Below are 16,217 nucleotides of genomic sequence, written 5' to 3' on the forward strand. Positions count from 1 at the left end.
ATGATTATACTAAAACGAAATGTCGTTTGGCAATTAAATTTTTGACAAGGATAAAGAGGAATTGTATAATAAATTGCATTGTGACACTTGAATGAGGAGGATTTCTATGATAACGCCAGAACTTATTGCTCGTATAAATGAATTGTCTCGCAAACAGCGCTCTGTGGGATTGAATGAGGAAGAGAAAAAAGAACAGAAGAATCTGCGGGAGATATATCTGGAAGGTATACGCGGCCAGATGCGTCAGATGCTGGATAATATTGAAATTGTGGATGATCCGAAGACCGCAGATAACAGCATGGAGGCATCTTTGACCAAAGATACCCGTATTACCCATATTAACGAAGTGGCTATCAATCTGCGCCCCTATGTGAACTGATGTGAATTTATGTACGTGAAAAGGGACTGCCACCCATGGATAGCAATCCCTTTTCAAAGAAGGGGTCCAAACTGCCGCTGCTTTAAATGCCCAAAACCTGCGACTGGCAGGTGGGTGCCCTAAGTCTGGCTTCCGCATGACGCCGAGGCGAACTTCCACCAGAATCAAATCAGGCTCCCTGTAAAAAATGTAGGTTGGACATTCTAAAAGCCCGCGCACACCCCAGGCTTATCCTTCTTTGTTAGTATAGTAGCATAAAAAAAACACAAGTGCAAGACTTGACAAATACAAACTTTTGAAAATATTTATTTTATTTGCTCATATCCGTAAAATATTTGTCATTAAGGGCTAAATCATATATAATTAAGCGTAGATAATGTTGTTTTAAAGGAGAACATACCATGGAAAATAAATTCAGTGTGGCTATCAGTTATGGTCACGATTTAGGTTGGATTGACTATGATGGTGACAGCAGGACTGCTGTTGTCAATATTAAAAATGATGAGGCCAAGAGCCTGACCGAAAAATATCTGGCAGAAACGCATAGCATTAAAGTGCCCCATGCAACATTGATGGATTTTACGGCGGAAGATGTTGATCCGCTGGCTGATGTAAAGAGCTTCAAACTGGCCCTGACCAGGCTGTGGAATGCTACGAAGGTTCATGTTGATTGGAGCCGTCCGGTGGATTATGTGAAAGCGCATCCCAGTTATTGATGGCAAGCCCCCATTGGGGGCTTCTTTAGCATTTTAGGAGGGAGACATATGAAATTTCGTAGAAGGGTAGCTTCCTTGCTGGTGCTGTTGTGCATGCTGTGTGCCCAATTCGTGCAGGCAGCGGCCAATCCGGATTCTTTCCATGAAAACTACAAGCTGGTGCAGATGGTAATCCTGTCCCGGCATAATATCCGTGCGCCGCTGGCGGGCCCGGGATCGCCAATGTATGCAGCCACAGATCATGTCTGGCATGATTTTGGCGTGAATAAAGGCGAGTTGACGAAACATGGCGGACAGATGGAAAAAGAGATGGGGGCGTATTTCCGCTTGTATGCGGAGCGGGAAGGCTTGTTTCCAACAGGTGAGCCGCTGCCGCAGGAGCAGGTCTGGTTCCGGGCCAACGCTTTCCAGCGTACTATTGCTACAGCCCGGAATTTTGCCGTAGGTTTTTCACCGGGACAGGAAATCACTGTACATTACAAAGGGAATGTAGGGGATGCTGATCCGCTATTCATGCCGGGGACAGAGGATCGTGGGGCCGAGTTTGTCACCCGCAACCAGCAGGAACTGGCGGCTCTGGGCGGTAGTGAGGCTTTGCTGGCCGCGGCTGCACCTGGCGTGCAGGTGGCGGCAAGGGTGCTGGACAGACCTGTCATTGACCTGTCCACCGTGACGGTGGGCGTGGATACCGGTTTTGTGGTAGAAGGCGCCTTGCGTCCCATCATGATGGCCTGCGATGCCCTGATCTTGCAGCATTATGAACTGGGGGACAAACGCGCCAGCTTCGGCCATGAACTCAGCTTCCAGGAATGGCAGCAGCTGGCTGCTGTGAAGGATTTGGGTGTTCATGTATACCGTCAGGTGCCGACTTTTGCAAGAGCTGTGGCAAGGCCTCTGCTGACGGAGATGCAGGCGGAGCTCGACAGCCATTCGCAGAAATTCACCTTCCTCTGCGGTCATGATATCAATATTGCTCCGGTGATGGGAGCTTTGGAAGTCAAGGACATGGTATTGCCGGAAACCATCGAACAGGAAGCTCCCATCGGCAGCAAGATCGTGGTAGAGGAATGGAAAAATAAGAAAGGGGAGAGCTTTGTCAATCTGAAGCTGGTCTATCCTAAAACCAGCCAGCTGACAGGCGCTGTTCCTCTGAACGCCGATAATCCGCCTGAGGCTGTGCCCCTGCATCTGAAGAATATTCGTCCCAACAAGGATGGCCTGCTGTCCATGCAGGATTTCCAGCAGCGGATCACGGATGCCATCAGTAGTGATGAAGAACTTTTGGCAAACCGTTGAGTTAATGAAATCTTGCAAAATAAATCGATTCCGTCTATAATGGTAACTATGTTTTTTAGGAGGAATCATTTACAATGGCAAGAAAAGTGAACTACGAAGAAAAGATCAACGCTCTGGAAGCAAAAATCGAAAAGAAGCAGAGTGAATTGAAAGCACTCAAGGCACAGGTTTCGGAGCTGAAGGCCAAGAAGGCTAAAAGCGATTATCAGGAACTGACTGAATACATGCTGGCTAATAATCTGACGGCTGAAGAAGTCCTGGCTTGCATTAAGGACTGAATATCATAAAACATGGAACAGGGCCCAAAAGGCCCTGTTTTTTGCTGGAAATTTCCCATCTATGCTGTCTTTATGATATAATGCCGGTAAGGAAATATGGGGAATATCGAAATTGACATAATGATTATGAATGCATTGCTTATCAGGAGTGTAAAATGGATAATGAATTAGTCAAAGTCAAAATAACACAGGGGCTGCGTACTGCATTTGAAGACAGGTCCATTCAATCAGACTGTGAGTATCGGCCGCAATTTGTATTCAATGATTTCCGCAAAGGGCGCAAAGTTTTGGCTTCATTAGAGCGCGAATTGGTTCATTGTGATTGTTTTGCGATTAGCGTGGCCTTTATCACAAAAAGTGGTTTGACGCCTTTGCTGACTGTTTTTCGAGATTTGGAGCGGCGAAATATTCGTGGCAGGATTATCACCACCGATTATTTATGCTTTAGTGAACCTGCTGCTTTGGCGCAGTTGCAGGAATTCAGCAACATTGAATTGCGTTTATATCATGCAGATAATCAAATCGGTTTTCATACGAAGGGGTATATTTTCCGGCGTGGCGATATATATCGCATCATTGTGGGCAGTTCTAACCTTACAGCCAACGCTTTAACACGTAACGAAGAATGGAATACGCAGCTGATTTCACAGGCGCAGGGCGAATATAGCTATTCCCTGGTTACCCGCTTTGAACAGTTATGGAATGACGAAAAATGTCTGGATTATCATTTGGTACAGGCAGATTACCAAAATGCCTATGCGCACAATAAACGTGCCCAAATGCTTATGTATACGCCGTCAGCGGGAAAATCATCCTGCTATGATATTTCTGGTGAGGATGGTCTGGATGAATATGTGGCGGAATCTTTGTCATCTGTCTATGGCCAAAAGTCAGCTTTAGTGACTTTAAATCCCAATGCGATGCAACGGGATTTTATCGAGAATATGCGGCAGTTGCAGGCGGTGGGGGCCAAGCGTGCTCTGTTGATTTCAGCTACGGGTACAGGGAAAACATATGCCTCAGCTTTTGCGGTAAAGGATTTTGCGCCACGCAGATTATTGTTCATCGTTCACCGTGAACAAATCGCCAAGCAGGCACTGAAAAGCTATCGCAAAGTTATCGGTGCTGGTGTAAGTATGGGCCTGTTATCCGGGACGAATAAGGATACGGAGGCAGAATATATTTTTTCCACAATGCAAACCATGGCCAAGGAAAATATATATACCCAATTCTCGCCGGATGCGTTTGATTATATCGTCATTGATGAAGTTCACCGTGCCGGGGCTGAGAGTTATCAGCGGATTATTAACTATTTCAAGCCCCGGATGTATTTGGGCATGACAGCTACTCCGGACCGCAGTGATGGTTATGATATTTATAAGCTGTTCGATTACAATATTGCTTATGAAATCCGGCTGCAACAGGCACTGGAGGAAGACATGCTTTGTCCCTTCCATTATTTTGGCATTACCGATATCCAGTTAGCCGATAATCCCGAGGTGGAGGATGATAATCTGGCGAATTTTGCCCGCTTAACCAGCGATGAACGCGTACTGCATATTATCAAGGAAGCTGGTTTCTATGGATTTAGTGGAAAGCGTGTAAAGGGACTGATTTTTTGCAGCCGCAATGAGGAAGCCGAAGAACTGTCACGAAAATTCAATGAACAGGGGCTGCGCACAATCAACTTATCCGGCAGTAATAGCCAGGCGCAACGCGAAGAGGCAATTGACCGTCTGGTTTCAGATGAGCGTGCAGATTATCTGGATTATATCTTTACTGTGGATATATTCAATGAAGGTGTGGATGTTCCAGAAATCAATCAGGTCATCATGCTCCGCCCCACGCAAAGCCCGATTGTCTTTATCCAGCAGTTGGGACGCGGTTTACGTCAGTACGCGGATAAAGAATATGTCGTCATTCTGGATTTTATTGGCAATTATTTAGGGAATAACTTCATGATTCCTATGGCTCTAGCTGGTGACCGCAGCTATAACAAAGATAATATCCGCCGCTGTTTGCTGGAGGGTTCAAGGATTATTCCTGGCGCTTCCACCATTCATTTTGATGAGATTGCCAAGAAGCGCATATTCCAATCCATAGATGCCACGAATATCAGCGACTTGCGCCGTATAAAAGAAAGCTATCAGAACCTGAAACACAAACTGGGACGCATTCCAAAATTGCTGGATTTTGACCGTTATGGGGAGATGGATGTAATTTGTATCTTCCAGAATAAATCCTTAGGTTCTTACCATGCTTTTCTCAAAAAATACGATAAACGTGATTACAAGGTAAAATTCAACGACAAAGAGGAAATGTTCCTGAAATTCATTTCGATGAAATGGGCCGAAGGAAAGCGTCCTCATGAGCTGGAACTTTTAGATATTTTGCTAACAGAACCAATGGATATATTTCCGCGTTTGAAAGAACGGTTGCAAGATAAATGGCAAATCGGTTTTAAGTCCAATACGGTAACCAATCTGGTTAATATCATGACGGCTAATTTTATAACGGGGTCTGGGGCAAAATCGGTTAGTGACTGTATTTTTATTGAACAGCTTGCTGATGAATATGTTATAGCGGATGGTTTTGCAAAATGCCTGGCCAATGAGGTGTTTAAACAAGCCGTTGCGGAATTGGTGAAATTTGGCCTGCACCGTTATCAGCTGAATTACAGCAATCCATATAAGGATAGTGGCTTCCAGTTATATCAGAAATACGAATATGAAGATGTTTGCCGTATCTTAAATTGGGATCAGAATGTCGTACCCTTGAATATCGGCGGCTATAAGTATGATGATACAACTAAAACATTCCCTGTATTTATTAACTATGATAAGGGTGATGATGTGCAGGATTCGCTGAATTATCATGACCGCTTCATCAATAATTCACAGCTTATTTCCTTATCTAAAAATAAACGTACATTGCAATCGGATGATGTAACGCGCTTTCAGAATGCAAAAGCATTGGGGATTGATGTGGACCTTTTCGTGCGCAAAAATAAAAACGACAATATAGCTAAAAGTTTTTATTATCTTGGCCGCATGACGATGGAACGGGGCGAAGCCGTAAAGATGCAGGGGACTGGTGATGATGCTGTTGAAATGTTCTGGAATCTGGATGTTAGTGTACGGGAAGATATTTACGATTATATCACCAGTGAAAATGCTTGATTTTGGGAGATGTGTGAATGAAAACTATAAATGTAGTTGCCGCTGTAATAAAAAAAGGAAATAAAATTCTGGCTACCCAACGCGGTTATGGTGAATTCAAGGACGGCTGGGAGTTTCCTGGTGGTAAGATTGAAGCTGGAGAAACTCCTGCGGAAGCAATCGTCAGAGAAATAAAAGAAGAACTCGATGCTAAAATCAAAGTGGAGGATAACCTCGGCCTTATCGAGTATGACTATCCTAATTTTCACTTACATATGGAATGTTTTTTATGCTCGCTGGTTTCAGCTGATCTGACATTGTTAGAACATGAGGATATGAAATGGCTTACTGCCGAAACTATGGACAACGTTGACTGGCTACCTGCAGATGTGGAAATGGCCAAAAAAGTACAGGAAATATTAAAAACAGAAGCTTTGTCCCAGTAAAAGTCCATGGATAATTTTATCCGCTGAACACGTCAAAGACACAACCAAAAGGCCCGCGCAAATGCGCGAGCCCTTGAATTCACTGGCAGAGAGGGGGGATTCGAACTTTCATCGGCCAGCCTTTTTGCCCGCCCTGATGTTATCCACTGGAGCGCACCTGACCCGTCAATCGCCAGCGGACTGGTCGGCTCCGCTCCTTTGTCCAGTCATCCGCTGCGCCGCCAAGATGCCGAGAACAACCGACAACGCTACGGCCTGCGGTGGCCGGATTGTAACGCGCGGGAGGTGCGTCTGCACGTCCCGCAAGTAGTTAATGGGCGGAAATAAACTTGAGGTGTCAGATTGGAGCCACAGGTTCAGAGATAAAAAGTAGCAGCGGGCGGCTGACCAGTCAAATGCCAGCAGCATGTGTACGATGGCGATATTGGGGAAATGTCGGATTTTATGACATTATGCGTTGATAAGGCTGACAGACCTAAGTAAACTGATTATAAAGGTGGCGTTGACTCATGCACGAAAGATTAAAGTTGGCTCGAAAGGCGTTGCATTTGACGCAGGAGTTTGTGGGCAATCAGATGGGGATGGCGCGGACGACGATTGTGGCCATCGAGTCGGGCAAGCGGGACGTCAGTGCCAGTGAACTGGCTGCTTTTGCGGAACTGTATGGTATCTCTATGGATGAGCTTGTGCATGGAAGGGCACCGGCAGAGGGAAAGACGGCGCAGTTCGCCCGGGCGTTTGCGGAATTGCAAGCTATGGATCAGGCAGAAATCATCAATCTGATGCAGTTCAAGAAACGCTATCGGGAGCAGTTGAATGATTGACTTATTGATAACGTGCCCTTAGTGGGTACCTGTAGCTATCGTATAAGGAGATTGAATATTGCATATGAAAGAAGATAGTGTTGTATCAAGTACTGAGCAATTACAGCTTATAAATACCATAAAGACTCAAATTCGTCAGGTTCAGTACCAGACCATTCTAAAGGTCAACAGTCTATTGGCAGATTGGTACGCTGTTGAATGAACATGTGGCTTACGGCAATTCTTTTGTCGATCGTCTGGCAGCGGAAATTGCCCATGATTTTCCGGGAGTAACGGGTTTTTCTGGGCGTAATCTGCGGTACATGAAGAAGTTTGCTGCAATTACGGATCAGGAGATTTTGCAGACACTGTCTGCACTTTTCGTATGCCTACATATTCATATATCCTGCCCGTAATCCATTACGCCCCGGGCGATGGCTCTGGCGATGTCTTCGCCGTGCAAGGTAAGGATACCGACGTCTTCGCTGTCGATAAAGCCGGTTTCGACGAGGACGGCTGGCATGGTGGTATGGCGCAGGACGCAGAAGGAGGGATGGGCTTTGACACCGCGGTCTTTGTAGCCTTGGTCAAAGGGGGAGAGGCTGGCTACGAGCTGGTTTTGGATGGCTTGGGCGAGTCTTCCGCCCGCGCCGTTTTTGTCGTAGCAGTAGGTTTCTGCGCCCCGCCCGCCTGGTAGGTGTCCTCGCCTTCGTGTTCGTGGGAGTAGACGGTATAGGTGCCGTCGCCGCGCAGGTCTTCGCTGATGTAGAGGCAGGCGCCCAGGGCGTTCATGCCGTTTTCGAACAGGCGGCGGCCGGCAATGGTGGCACAAGGTCAATGCCATCAAAGTCCAGCATGGCATAGCGGGGCAGGATTTCCCGGGCCACATCCCAGGCCAGGCTGGCGTAGAGCTGGGCCCAGAGCCTTGCCATATGGCCATAGCCAAAATCCCCCAGGGCCAGCGAAATATCTAAGACATCGCCGCCGGACAGGTCAAAATCCGCCGTCAGGTCAAGAACATGGGGGGCGATATGCAGGGGCACCCGCAGACAGAGGCCCGCATCGGTCAGACGCTCAGCCAGCAACTGATGCCAATAGCCGGCCAGTGTCGGTTTGCCCGCAGGCGTCATGGCCAGCCCTTCTTCCCGTTCCAGACAATCCCCGATATAAAGGGCCTGAGGCCCGTCAATCCGCACCTTTACGCTTTGTTCCATATTCGCTGCCACTCCTTTCTCGCAGACCATTGCCAGCCTGGCCACGGGCTGGCCGTTGACCAGTTCGCGGACCTTGACGCTCAGGATGCCAGCGATAATCTGTTCCCCAAGCGGCTCAAATCCCTGCGGCAGGAAATTTCCCTGCGGCAGAGCGAGATGGCGCAAATCTTAGGGGTGCCCCTTACCACCTATGCCAACTGGGAGCAGGGACGTTCCTTTCCCAGCGTTGACCGCCTGCCGCGCATCGCGGCCTTCTTCGATGTGACCGTTGACTACCTCATTGGCGCCAATCGGAGCACCGTGAACCGCCGCATTGTTGAGCAGCTGGCCGTCCTCTCGCCGGAGCAGCGGCAGGCTGTGGAGTTAGTTTTATCCAGTATGAACAGCAGTAATAAAAGCAGCAACAAATCTAGTAATAAATGACCATAAGATTAGCGGTGTTTTGGCAGAACCTACCCACTACTATTAAATAGAAGGTTATGTCTTCTCATTGGGTTCGTCTTAGGGAGGCTGGGGGGCCTTGCGTCCCAAGGGTAAGCGGCTATCCACAGGGCACAATGTGCCCGCAGTTGTACCCACAGTTGTACCCGAAGATGTGCCTGCAATAGTACCAACATTGCCATTTATCCACCGGATAATCACAAGAAATCCACAATTTATCCACATGGTTATCCACAGAAATGTGGATAAGTCCACGCCTTTCCTGTGACTAGTAAGGAGTGACAGGAAATGACAACGACAAAGAAAAAGGCACATCGTTGTGCCGGCGAAGGTTCGATTTACAAGGATAATACCCGTGACCGCTGGATCGCGCAGATAACCGTGGGCTTTGACGGGCGGACTGGCCGCCTTATCAAGCGGACGAAATACACCCGCACCCGCAAGGATGCCCAAGCGGCTTTAGAGGAACTCAAGGAGAAATACGCAAGTCAGACGGCGCTTTTGGCCTGCAGCATGACGGTGGGCCAGTGGCTTGACCGCTGGTTTGATACCTATTCGCGGCCCCATATCCGGCAGAATACAGCGGCGGGGTATATGCTGATGATAGACCTGGCCAAGGAATACGTGGGCAACATTGACCTTGGATTCTTGTGCAGTTTCGACCTGCAGAATATCATCAACAAGCGAATCTATGCCCACTATCGGCAGGCCCAGTATTTCCGGACGGTCATGCGCATGGCTTTCCGGCGGGCGGTGAAGTTAAAGCTCATCCCCGAAAATCCCGCCGAGGATTTGGAACTCCCAAAGAAACCGCCGAAACGGCCCTTGGTGGCTCCCACCAAGGAACAGCGGGAGGCCCTCATTGAGGCCCCGTCCATCTATTACTGCTGGCGGCAGATGATGCTCACGGAGTTCATGACAGGTTTGCGCCGCGGGGAACTTTTGGCCATTCATTGGGAGGATTCGAATTTGGACGAAGGCTGGTTTAAAGTCCGCCATGCCCTGGTCAACGGACGGAAGGAGGAGGGCATGGAAGCCTATCCCGTCTATTTGAGCGAGCCTAAGATGGAAAAGAGCCGCCGCCAGCTTTATCTGCCGCCCGCCCTTTGCAAGGAGCTTGCGGCCTACAAAGTCCGGCAGATGAAACTTCGCTTGCAGAATGGCCATTGGGAGCACCCCGAAATGGTGTTCACGGATAAGGATGGGGCCTACATCAGCCCCTGCGTCTTTTCCTCTCAATACGTCAAAATCCGCAAGAAACTGGGCATCAAGACCATCTTCCACATGCTGCGCCACGATATGGCCAGCCGCATGAAGGCGTCCCACCAGTTTGACATCAAGGATATTCAGGAGCAGCTGGGCCACAGCACCATCCAAATTACTATGGATATTTATACAAATATCAATGAAGAAAAAAGGCCGCAGTCAGCAGCTGGCTCCAGGACGACATGGAAAATGTCGTGGACTTCGGAGAATGTGATAAAAGTAAATCATACCAACGGAAATGAAAAAAGGGGATGACCAGCGCAGAAAAATCTGCATGATCGTCCCAACCTGTCTGACGGAAAAATGACCTTTGACGCCCTTTGGCGTCAAAATCATTGCCCGCCTGTTGCCCGCAGCGCACCCAAAAAACACGCACAAAAAAAGCCCGCGCAATCGCGCGAGCCCTTGATTTCACTGGCAGAGAGGGTGGGATTCGAACCCACGGTGGCTATTAACCACACTTGATTTCGAGTCAAGCACCTTCGACCACTCGGACACCTCTCCGTATGTTCAGAATTGAACAAGAAATATTATAACACAATAGGCTAGTGGGTGTAAAGAAGAAGTTTTGTACCCAGTGAAATCTTGCCGTTGAGTTATGGGGGCGTGGTTATGGATGATTGTCCATATTCTATTGCTTTAAAAATTTTCTTATTATATACTATTCTTAGCGAATAACGGAACGAAGGAAGGGATTTGCTCTATGGATGAAAAGTATGTTTTGGCATTGGACTCAGGGACAATCAAGAACCGCGCAGTTATCTTTGACTCTAAAGGAGAAATGGTTTCCTATGCGGAGAAGAAAATCAGTGTGAACAAGCCTCATAAGGGCTGGGTGGAGCAGGATCCGGATGAGATATGGAGCACGCAGATATGGGCAGCCAAGGAAGCAATCCAGCTGGCGAAGATCTCCCATCGGGACATTGCGGGCATTGGTGTGACAAATCAGCGGGAAACCACAATCGTCTGGAACAAGAACACGGGGCGTCCTGTTTATCCGGCTATCAGCTGGGAGTCTCAGCAGACGGAGGGAATCTGTAAGCGTTTGGTGGAACAGGGTCTCCAGGAAGAAATCCGGCAAAAGACTTCCTTAATTATTAATCCGTATTTTTCGGCGACAAAACTTTGCTGGATCCTGGAAAATGTTCTGGGAGCTCGGGAACTGGCAGAGAAGGGGGAGCTGCTGTTTGGCACCGTGGACACTTGGCTGATGTGGAAACTCAGTGGCGGTGAAATCTTCGCCACGGATTATTCCAATGCGTCCCGCACCATGTTGTTCAATTTGCGCAAATTGGAATGGGATGCAGAAATCCTTGAGCAGCTGAGGATTCCCCGTAAGATGCTGCCAGAGGTCTGTCCCTCCAGCCATGTATTTGGAGAAACAGATGCTGCCATGATTGGTTCCCGTATTCCGATTGCGGGCTGTATCGGCAATCAGCAGGCGGATCTGTTTGGCGAAGCTTGCTTCAAGAAGGGCATGGCTAAGAATACCTATGGTGAAGGCTCGTTCTTCCTGATGAATGCGGGTAAGAAATACCATAGTTCGAAAAACGGTTTGATCACGACCATCGCCTGGGGCATCGGCAAGGAAATCACCTATGCGCTGGAAGGCAGTGTGTTCGTGTCCGGTGCTACACTCAAATGGGTGAAGGAAGGGCTGGGGCTTATCGATTCTATGTCCGATTCCGAATGGCTGGCCAAGCAGGTGCCGGATTCGGACGGCGTGTATTTCGTGCCGGCATTCCGCGGCCTGTCTGCACCCTATTGGGATACGGAAACCACGGGCATGATCATCGGGATCAATGAGGACACCCAGCGGGCGCATATCGTACGGGCTGCTTTGGAGGCCTTGGCTTATCAGGTTCGTGATGTCTATGAATCCGTGGTATCTGATACTGGCATGGATATCAAGAGCCTGCATGTGGACGGCGGTGCCAGCCAGAATCACGCGCTGATGCAGTTCCAGGCAGATCTTTTGAATATCCCGGTAATCCGTCCCTACATTGCGGAAACCACGGCTTTAGGCGCTGCCTTTATGGCTGGCCTGGCCACTGGCGTCTGGGAAAGCGTGGACGAACTGAAAAAACTTTGGCGCGAAGGGATGCGCTTTAAACCGGCTATGAGTGAACGGGGCAGAGCCGCCCTTTACGATGGCTGGCAGGAAGCAGTTTCCCGCGTTATGGGGTGGCCGAACAAGTAAGGCACATCTACATACGCAATAACGACGAGTGGGGCGGGCAGCCCTGCCGAACGCGAAGCGTTTTGCCTTAGGGCGTCCGAAAGGGATTTTTGCCAACCGCTATATTATCGGGAAAAGTCTGCTGTCTGAGCGCAGCGAGTTTTGACTTTTTCCGATACTTGATTGAACGGCAAAAATCCCTTTCAGCCCGTAGGCAAAAGCGGAGTCTCGGCAGGGCTGTCTGCCCCACGCTGCTACGCATTGACAATAATTTTAAGTAGGCATTTTCTTCGTATTGTGCTAAAATGTAACTTAGTATGTAAGAAAGGCGGGAATCTACATGAAAATAACGATTGGCAGCGATCATGGTGCTGTGCAGTTGAAAGAAGAAGTGAAGATGGTGCTGAAGGAATACGGCGACATCGAAGTGACGGATGTGGGCACTTTTGGCACGGATTCAGTTGACTATCCGGACATTGCCGAGAAGGTCTGCGCTGATGTGACGAGTGGCAAGGCTGACCGGGGCATCGTGCTTTGCGGCACGGGCTTGGGCATCTCCATTGCCGCCAACAAGATCAAGGGCATCCGTTGCGCACTCTGCAATGATGTGTTCTCGGCCAAGATGAGCCGTCAGCACAACGATGCCAATGTGCTGGCTATGGGCGGTCGAGTACTGGGCTTTGGCCCTGCCGGCGAAATCGTTCGGGCCTTTGTGGAAGGCAAGTTCGAAGGCGGTCGTCATGAGCGCCGTGTCAACAAAATCATGGCACTGGAAAATAAGTAAGTCAAAAGTAAGTTTGAAGCAAGTTAGGTAGTGAAAGTAAGGTAAAGCGTTTTTGGTCCGGGCCGATGGCCCAAAGGAGGAGTCTCATGAATCTTATGGAAGTTCTGCAGCAGTCTGATCCGGAGGTAGCAAAGCACGTAAATAGCGAACTGAACCGTCAGCGGGAAAAGTTGGAGCTGATTGCATCGGAAAACATCGTCAGCCCCGCAGTCCTGGCTGCACAGGGCAGCGTGCTCACCAACAAGTATGCGGAAGGTTATCCCGGCAAGCGTTACTATGGCGGCTGCGAATTCGTGGATGAAGTGGAGACTCTGGCTATCGAGCGGGCCAAAAAACTCTTTGGTGCAGAGTATGCCAATGTGCAGCCGCATTCTGGTGCGCAGGCCAATATGGCCGTATTCTTTGCCCTCTTGCAGCCCGGCGATACGGTGATGGGCATGAATCTTAATGATGGTGGTCATCTGACGCATGGTTCGCCGGTCAATATGTCCGGCAAGTATTTCAACATTGTGCCGTACGGAGTGGACAAGGAAACGGAAACCATTGACTACGATGCGCTGGAGGCAAAGGCCAAAGAATGCAAACCGAAGCTGATTGTGGCAGGAGCGTCTGCCTATGCGCGCACCCTTGATTTCCCGAGACTTTCGGAAATCGCTCATGGTGTCGGTGCTTATCTGATGGTGGATATCGCCCATATCGCGGGGCTCGTGGCAGCTGGGGAACATCCAAGCCCGATTCCCTATGCGGATGTGGTGACGACCACCACCCATAAGACGCTGCGCGGTCCTCGCGGCGGTATGATTCTCTGCAAAGATGCAGAATTTGGCAAGCAGTTCAACAAGGCTGTTTTCCCTGGTATCCAGGGGGGGCCGCTGATGCATGTTATCGCGGCCAAGGCTGTAGCTTTGGGCGAGGCTTTGCAGCCGGAGTTCAAGGAATATGCTCAGCAGGTGGTCAAGAATGCGGCAGTCCTCGCTAAGACTTTGCAGGAGGAAGGCTTCCGCATCGTATCTGGCGGCACGGACAACCATCTGATGCTCGTTGACCTTACCAATAAGGGCATTACGGGCAAGGTGGCACAGACGGTGCTCGACGAGGTCAATATCACCGCCAACCGCAACACCATCCCGTTTGAACCGCTGTCTCCGTTCGTGACCAGCGGCCTGCGTCTGGGCACGCCTGCTCTTACTACCCGTGGTTTCAAGGAAGCTGACTTGCAGGAAGTCGGCAAGATCATTGCTCTTGTGCTGAGCGATGTGGAAAATGAGGAAAAGAAAGCAGAAGCACGGCGCCGGGTTGCGGCTCTGTGTGAGAAGTACCCGCTTTATGCAGGTATGTAAGAAGGAGAAAGAAACATGTCGGAAAAGCTTAATGTAACGGTAATCGATCATCCCCTGATTCAGCATAAACTCACCATGATGCGCCAGAAGGACACGGGCACGAAAGACTTCCGCGAATTGCTGGAAGAAATCGCAATGCTCATGACCTATGAGATCACGCGTGATTTCCCGTTGAAGGATATCGAGATTGAAACGCCGGTGGCTAAATGTACGTCCAAGGTTCTTTCGGGCAAGAAAGTAGGTGTGGTGCCTATCTTACGTGCTGGCCTTGGCATGCTGAGTGGTGTCGTTAACATGATTCCTGCTGCCCGCGTTGGTCATGTAGGTATGTACCGTGATCCTAAGACTCTGAAGCCGGTGGAATATTACTGCAAGCTGCCCGGTGATGTGGAAGAGCGTACGCTGATCGTGGTCGATCCCATGCTGGCAACTGGCGGCAGTGCCTCCGCAGCCCTGTCTCTGCTGAAGGAAAAGGGAGCAACGTCCCTGATCCTCATGTGCCTCGTAGCCGCTCCGGAAGGCATCAAGGTCATCAATGAAGATCATCCGGATGTACCGCTCTATGTGGCTGCCGTTGATGAAAAGCTCAACGAAAAGGGCTACATCGTACCGGGCCTGGGCGATGCTGGTGACCGTATCTTCGGCACGTTGTGATCCTGACAATAAGTAGTGAAGCCTTCCCTATGGGGGAGGGGGACCGTGAAGCGGTGGAAGGGGCCTCTATATGGAAGCCCCTTCCGTCAGCCTATGGCGGACACCTTCCTCCACGGGGCAGGCAATAAAGGTGGAAAGTAATTTTGAGTAATTTAGAAGTAGGTATTGTGGGCCTGCCTAATGTGGGCAAGAGCACGCTGTTCAATGCCATTACCAAGGCTGGTGCAGAGGCGGCGAATTTCCCGTTCTGCACCATCGAACCGAATGTAGGTGTCGTAGCCGTTCCCGATGAACGTCTGAATGTCCTGCATGAGATGTATGATTCCAAGAAGACCACGCCGGCATCTGTCCGTTTCGTGGATATCGCGGGCCTTGTAAAGGGCGCTGCCAATGGTGAAGGTCTCGGCAACAAGTTCCTCGAGCATATCCGTCAGGTGGATGCCGTGGCTCATGTGGTGCGCTGCTTCGATGATGCCAATATCACCCATGTGGAGGGCGGCGTAGATCCCCTGCGCGATATTGATATCATCCAGACGGAGCTTTGCCTGGCAGATTTGGAAGTCGTAGAGAAGCGCATCATGCGTCTGGCTAAGATTGCCAAATCTGGTAACAAGGAGGCCAAGGTGGAGGATGAGATCCTGCGCCGCATCAAGGAAAGCCTCGATAATGGCAAGCCGGCCCGTCAGGTGGAACTTTCTGCGGATGATCTGGAAATGATCAAGGACATCAACCTGCTGACGCTGAAGCCGACGCTGTATGTCACCAATGTGGCTGAGGATGAAGTGGCAACGGCCTATGATGAGAATCCTTATGTCCAGAAGGTCAAGGAATTCGCCAAGGCGGAAAATGCCGAAGTTGTGGCCATTTCTGCCAAGGTAGAAGCAGAGATCGCGGAACTCGATGCTGAAGAAGCCAAGGCATTCCTCGAAGATCTGGGTGAAACGGAAAGTGGTCTCGACCGTCTCATCAAGGCGGCCTTTGATCTCTTGGGCCTGCAGACGTTCCTGACGGCTGGCCCGGATGAATGCCGCGCCTGGACGATTACCAAGGGTACCACGGCACCAAAAGCTGCCGGCAAGATCCATACGGACTTCGAGCGTGGCTTTATCCGTGCGGAAATCGTCAATTATGATGACCTCGTGGCCAACGGCAGTGTCGCTGCCGCCCGTGAAAAAGGTCAGGTTCGCGTGGAAGGCAAGGATTATGTCATGCAGGACGGCGATGTGGTGAATTTCCGCTTCAATGTCTAAGTGAATACAAAAA

The 16,217-nt window shown here is 49.7% G+C and carries 16 protein-coding genes, 1 tRNA gene, 1 other RNA gene and 1 pseudogene; 15 read left to right on the forward strand and 4 right to left on the reverse strand.

Annotated features, from left to right (window positions below; all coding sequences use genetic code 11):
* Window positions 1-106: 106 nt before the first annotated feature.
* On the forward strand, window positions 107-379 hold the full coding sequence (locus tag BUB68_RS10320; RefSeq protein WP_073091001.1) for a DUF896 domain-containing protein: 273 nt from the start codon (window positions 107-109) through the stop codon (window positions 377-379).
* A gap of 59 nt (window positions 380-438) precedes the next feature.
* Here the strand turns inward: BUB68_RS10320 and ssrS are convergent.
* Window positions 439-611, reverse strand: a non-coding RNA gene (gene ssrS, locus BUB68_RS10325) — 6S RNA.
* 169 nt (window positions 612-780) lie between these two features.
* Here ssrS and BUB68_RS10330 point away from each other — a divergent pair.
* The 7 genes and pseudogenes from BUB68_RS10330 to BUB68_RS15840 form a co-directional block, all read left to right on the forward strand.
* Complete coding sequence (locus tag BUB68_RS10330) at window positions 781-1,095, forward strand: hypothetical protein (protein ID WP_073091003.1); 315 nt, start codon at window positions 781-783, stop codon at window positions 1,093-1,095.
* A gap of 48 nt (window positions 1,096-1,143) precedes the next feature.
* Window positions 1,144-2,391: a histidine-type phosphatase gene (locus BUB68_RS10335; RefSeq protein WP_073091005.1), complete on the forward strand. Its 1,248-nt coding sequence runs from the start codon at window positions 1,144-1,146 to the stop codon at window positions 2,389-2,391.
* 74 nt (window positions 2,392-2,465) lie between these two features.
* Window positions 2,466-2,669 (forward strand): protein kinase, encoded by a 204-nt coding sequence (locus BUB68_RS10340; RefSeq protein WP_073091007.1) that lies wholly within the window; start codon window positions 2,466-2,468, stop codon window positions 2,667-2,669.
* 287 nt (window positions 2,670-2,956) lie between these two features.
* Entirely contained in the window at window positions 2,957-5,848 is a 2,892-nt protein-coding gene (locus tag BUB68_RS10345) for a DEAD/DEAH box helicase (RefSeq protein WP_218587694.1), read from the forward strand.
* Between the two features lie 17 nt (window positions 5,849-5,865).
* The gene (locus BUB68_RS10350) at window positions 5,866-6,273 is read left to right on the forward strand and encodes a (deoxy)nucleoside triphosphate pyrophosphohydrolase (protein WP_073091009.1); all 408 of its coding nucleotides are present in this window, start codon (window positions 5,866-5,868) and stop codon (window positions 6,271-6,273) included.
* Between the two features lie 509 nt (window positions 6,274-6,782).
* The gene (locus BUB68_RS10355) at window positions 6,783-7,097 is read left to right on the forward strand and encodes a helix-turn-helix domain-containing protein (RefSeq protein WP_073091010.1); all 315 of its coding nucleotides are present in this window, start codon (window positions 6,783-6,785) and stop codon (window positions 7,095-7,097) included.
* Window positions 7,098-7,276: 179 nt separating this feature from the next.
* Window positions 7,277-7,492 (forward strand): annotated as a pseudogene (locus tag BUB68_RS15840) (DUF1016 N-terminal domain-containing protein); the annotation flags it as partial.
* Here the strand turns inward: BUB68_RS15840 and BUB68_RS15845 are convergent.
* Window positions 7,474-7,965: an N-acetylmuramoyl-L-alanine amidase family protein gene (locus BUB68_RS15845; protein WP_371914859.1), complete on the reverse strand. Its 492-nt coding sequence runs from the start codon at window positions 7,963-7,965 to the stop codon at window positions 7,474-7,476. The pseudogene BUB68_RS15840 and the gene BUB68_RS15845 overlap by 19 nt on opposite strands.
* Window positions 7,865-8,455, reverse strand: coding sequence for a hypothetical protein (locus BUB68_RS15435; protein ID WP_256625877.1), 591 nt, complete (start codon window positions 8,453-8,455; stop codon window positions 7,865-7,867). Before BUB68_RS15435 ends, BUB68_RS15845 begins: the two co-directional genes overlap by 101 nt.
* Between BUB68_RS15435 and BUB68_RS15650 the strand changes: the two genes are divergently transcribed.
* Entirely contained in the window at window positions 8,447-8,713 is a 267-nt protein-coding gene (locus tag BUB68_RS15650) for a helix-turn-helix domain-containing protein (RefSeq protein WP_256625879.1), read from the forward strand. The two genes, BUB68_RS15435 and BUB68_RS15650, sit on opposite strands and share 9 nt — an antisense overlap.
* A gap of 306 nt (window positions 8,714-9,019) precedes the next feature.
* On the forward strand, window positions 9,020-10,252 hold the full coding sequence (locus tag BUB68_RS10380) for a tyrosine-type recombinase/integrase (RefSeq protein ID WP_073091016.1): 1,233 nt from the start codon (window positions 9,020-9,022) through the stop codon (window positions 10,250-10,252).
* A 160-nt stretch (window positions 10,253-10,412) separates the two neighbouring features.
* Here the strand turns inward: BUB68_RS10380 and BUB68_RS10385 are convergent.
* Window positions 10,413-10,501 (reverse strand) — tRNA-Ser (locus BUB68_RS10385).
* Between the two features lie 199 nt (window positions 10,502-10,700).
* On the opposite strand from BUB68_RS10385, the gene glpK reads away from it, so the two are divergent.
* The 5 genes from glpK to ychF all read left to right on the forward strand — a co-directional run bounded on the left by glpK (window position 10,701) and on the right by ychF (window position 16,204).
* Window positions 10,701-12,197, forward strand: a complete 1,497-nt coding sequence (gene glpK, locus BUB68_RS10390) for a glycerol kinase GlpK (RefSeq protein ID WP_073091018.1) — start codon at window positions 10,701-10,703, stop codon at window positions 12,195-12,197.
* A 319-nt stretch (window positions 12,198-12,516) separates the two neighbouring features.
* A complete protein-coding gene (rpiB, locus tag BUB68_RS10395) occupies window positions 12,517-12,960 on the forward strand; it encodes a ribose 5-phosphate isomerase B (protein WP_014425753.1) in 444 nt (147 codons plus the stop codon).
* Between the two features lie 86 nt (window positions 12,961-13,046).
* Window positions 13,047-14,300, forward strand: coding sequence for a serine hydroxymethyltransferase (gene glyA, locus BUB68_RS10400; RefSeq protein WP_073091019.1), 1,254 nt, complete (start codon window positions 13,047-13,049; stop codon window positions 14,298-14,300).
* A 15-nt stretch (window positions 14,301-14,315) separates the two neighbouring features.
* Complete coding sequence (gene upp / locus BUB68_RS10405) at window positions 14,316-14,954, forward strand: uracil phosphoribosyltransferase (protein ID WP_073091020.1); 639 nt, start codon at window positions 14,316-14,318, stop codon at window positions 14,952-14,954.
* 143 nt (window positions 14,955-15,097) lie between these two features.
* Window positions 15,098-16,204: a redox-regulated ATPase YchF gene (gene ychF, locus BUB68_RS10410; RefSeq protein ID WP_073091022.1), complete on the forward strand. Its 1,107-nt coding sequence runs from the start codon at window positions 15,098-15,100 to the stop codon at window positions 16,202-16,204.
* Window positions 16,205-16,217 lie beyond the last annotated feature (13 nt).

Source organism: Pseudoselenomonas ruminantium (genome assembly GCF_900142515.1).
Lineage (GTDB): Bacteria > Bacillota > Negativicutes > Selenomonadales > Selenomonadaceae > Selenomonas_A > Selenomonas_A ruminantium_D.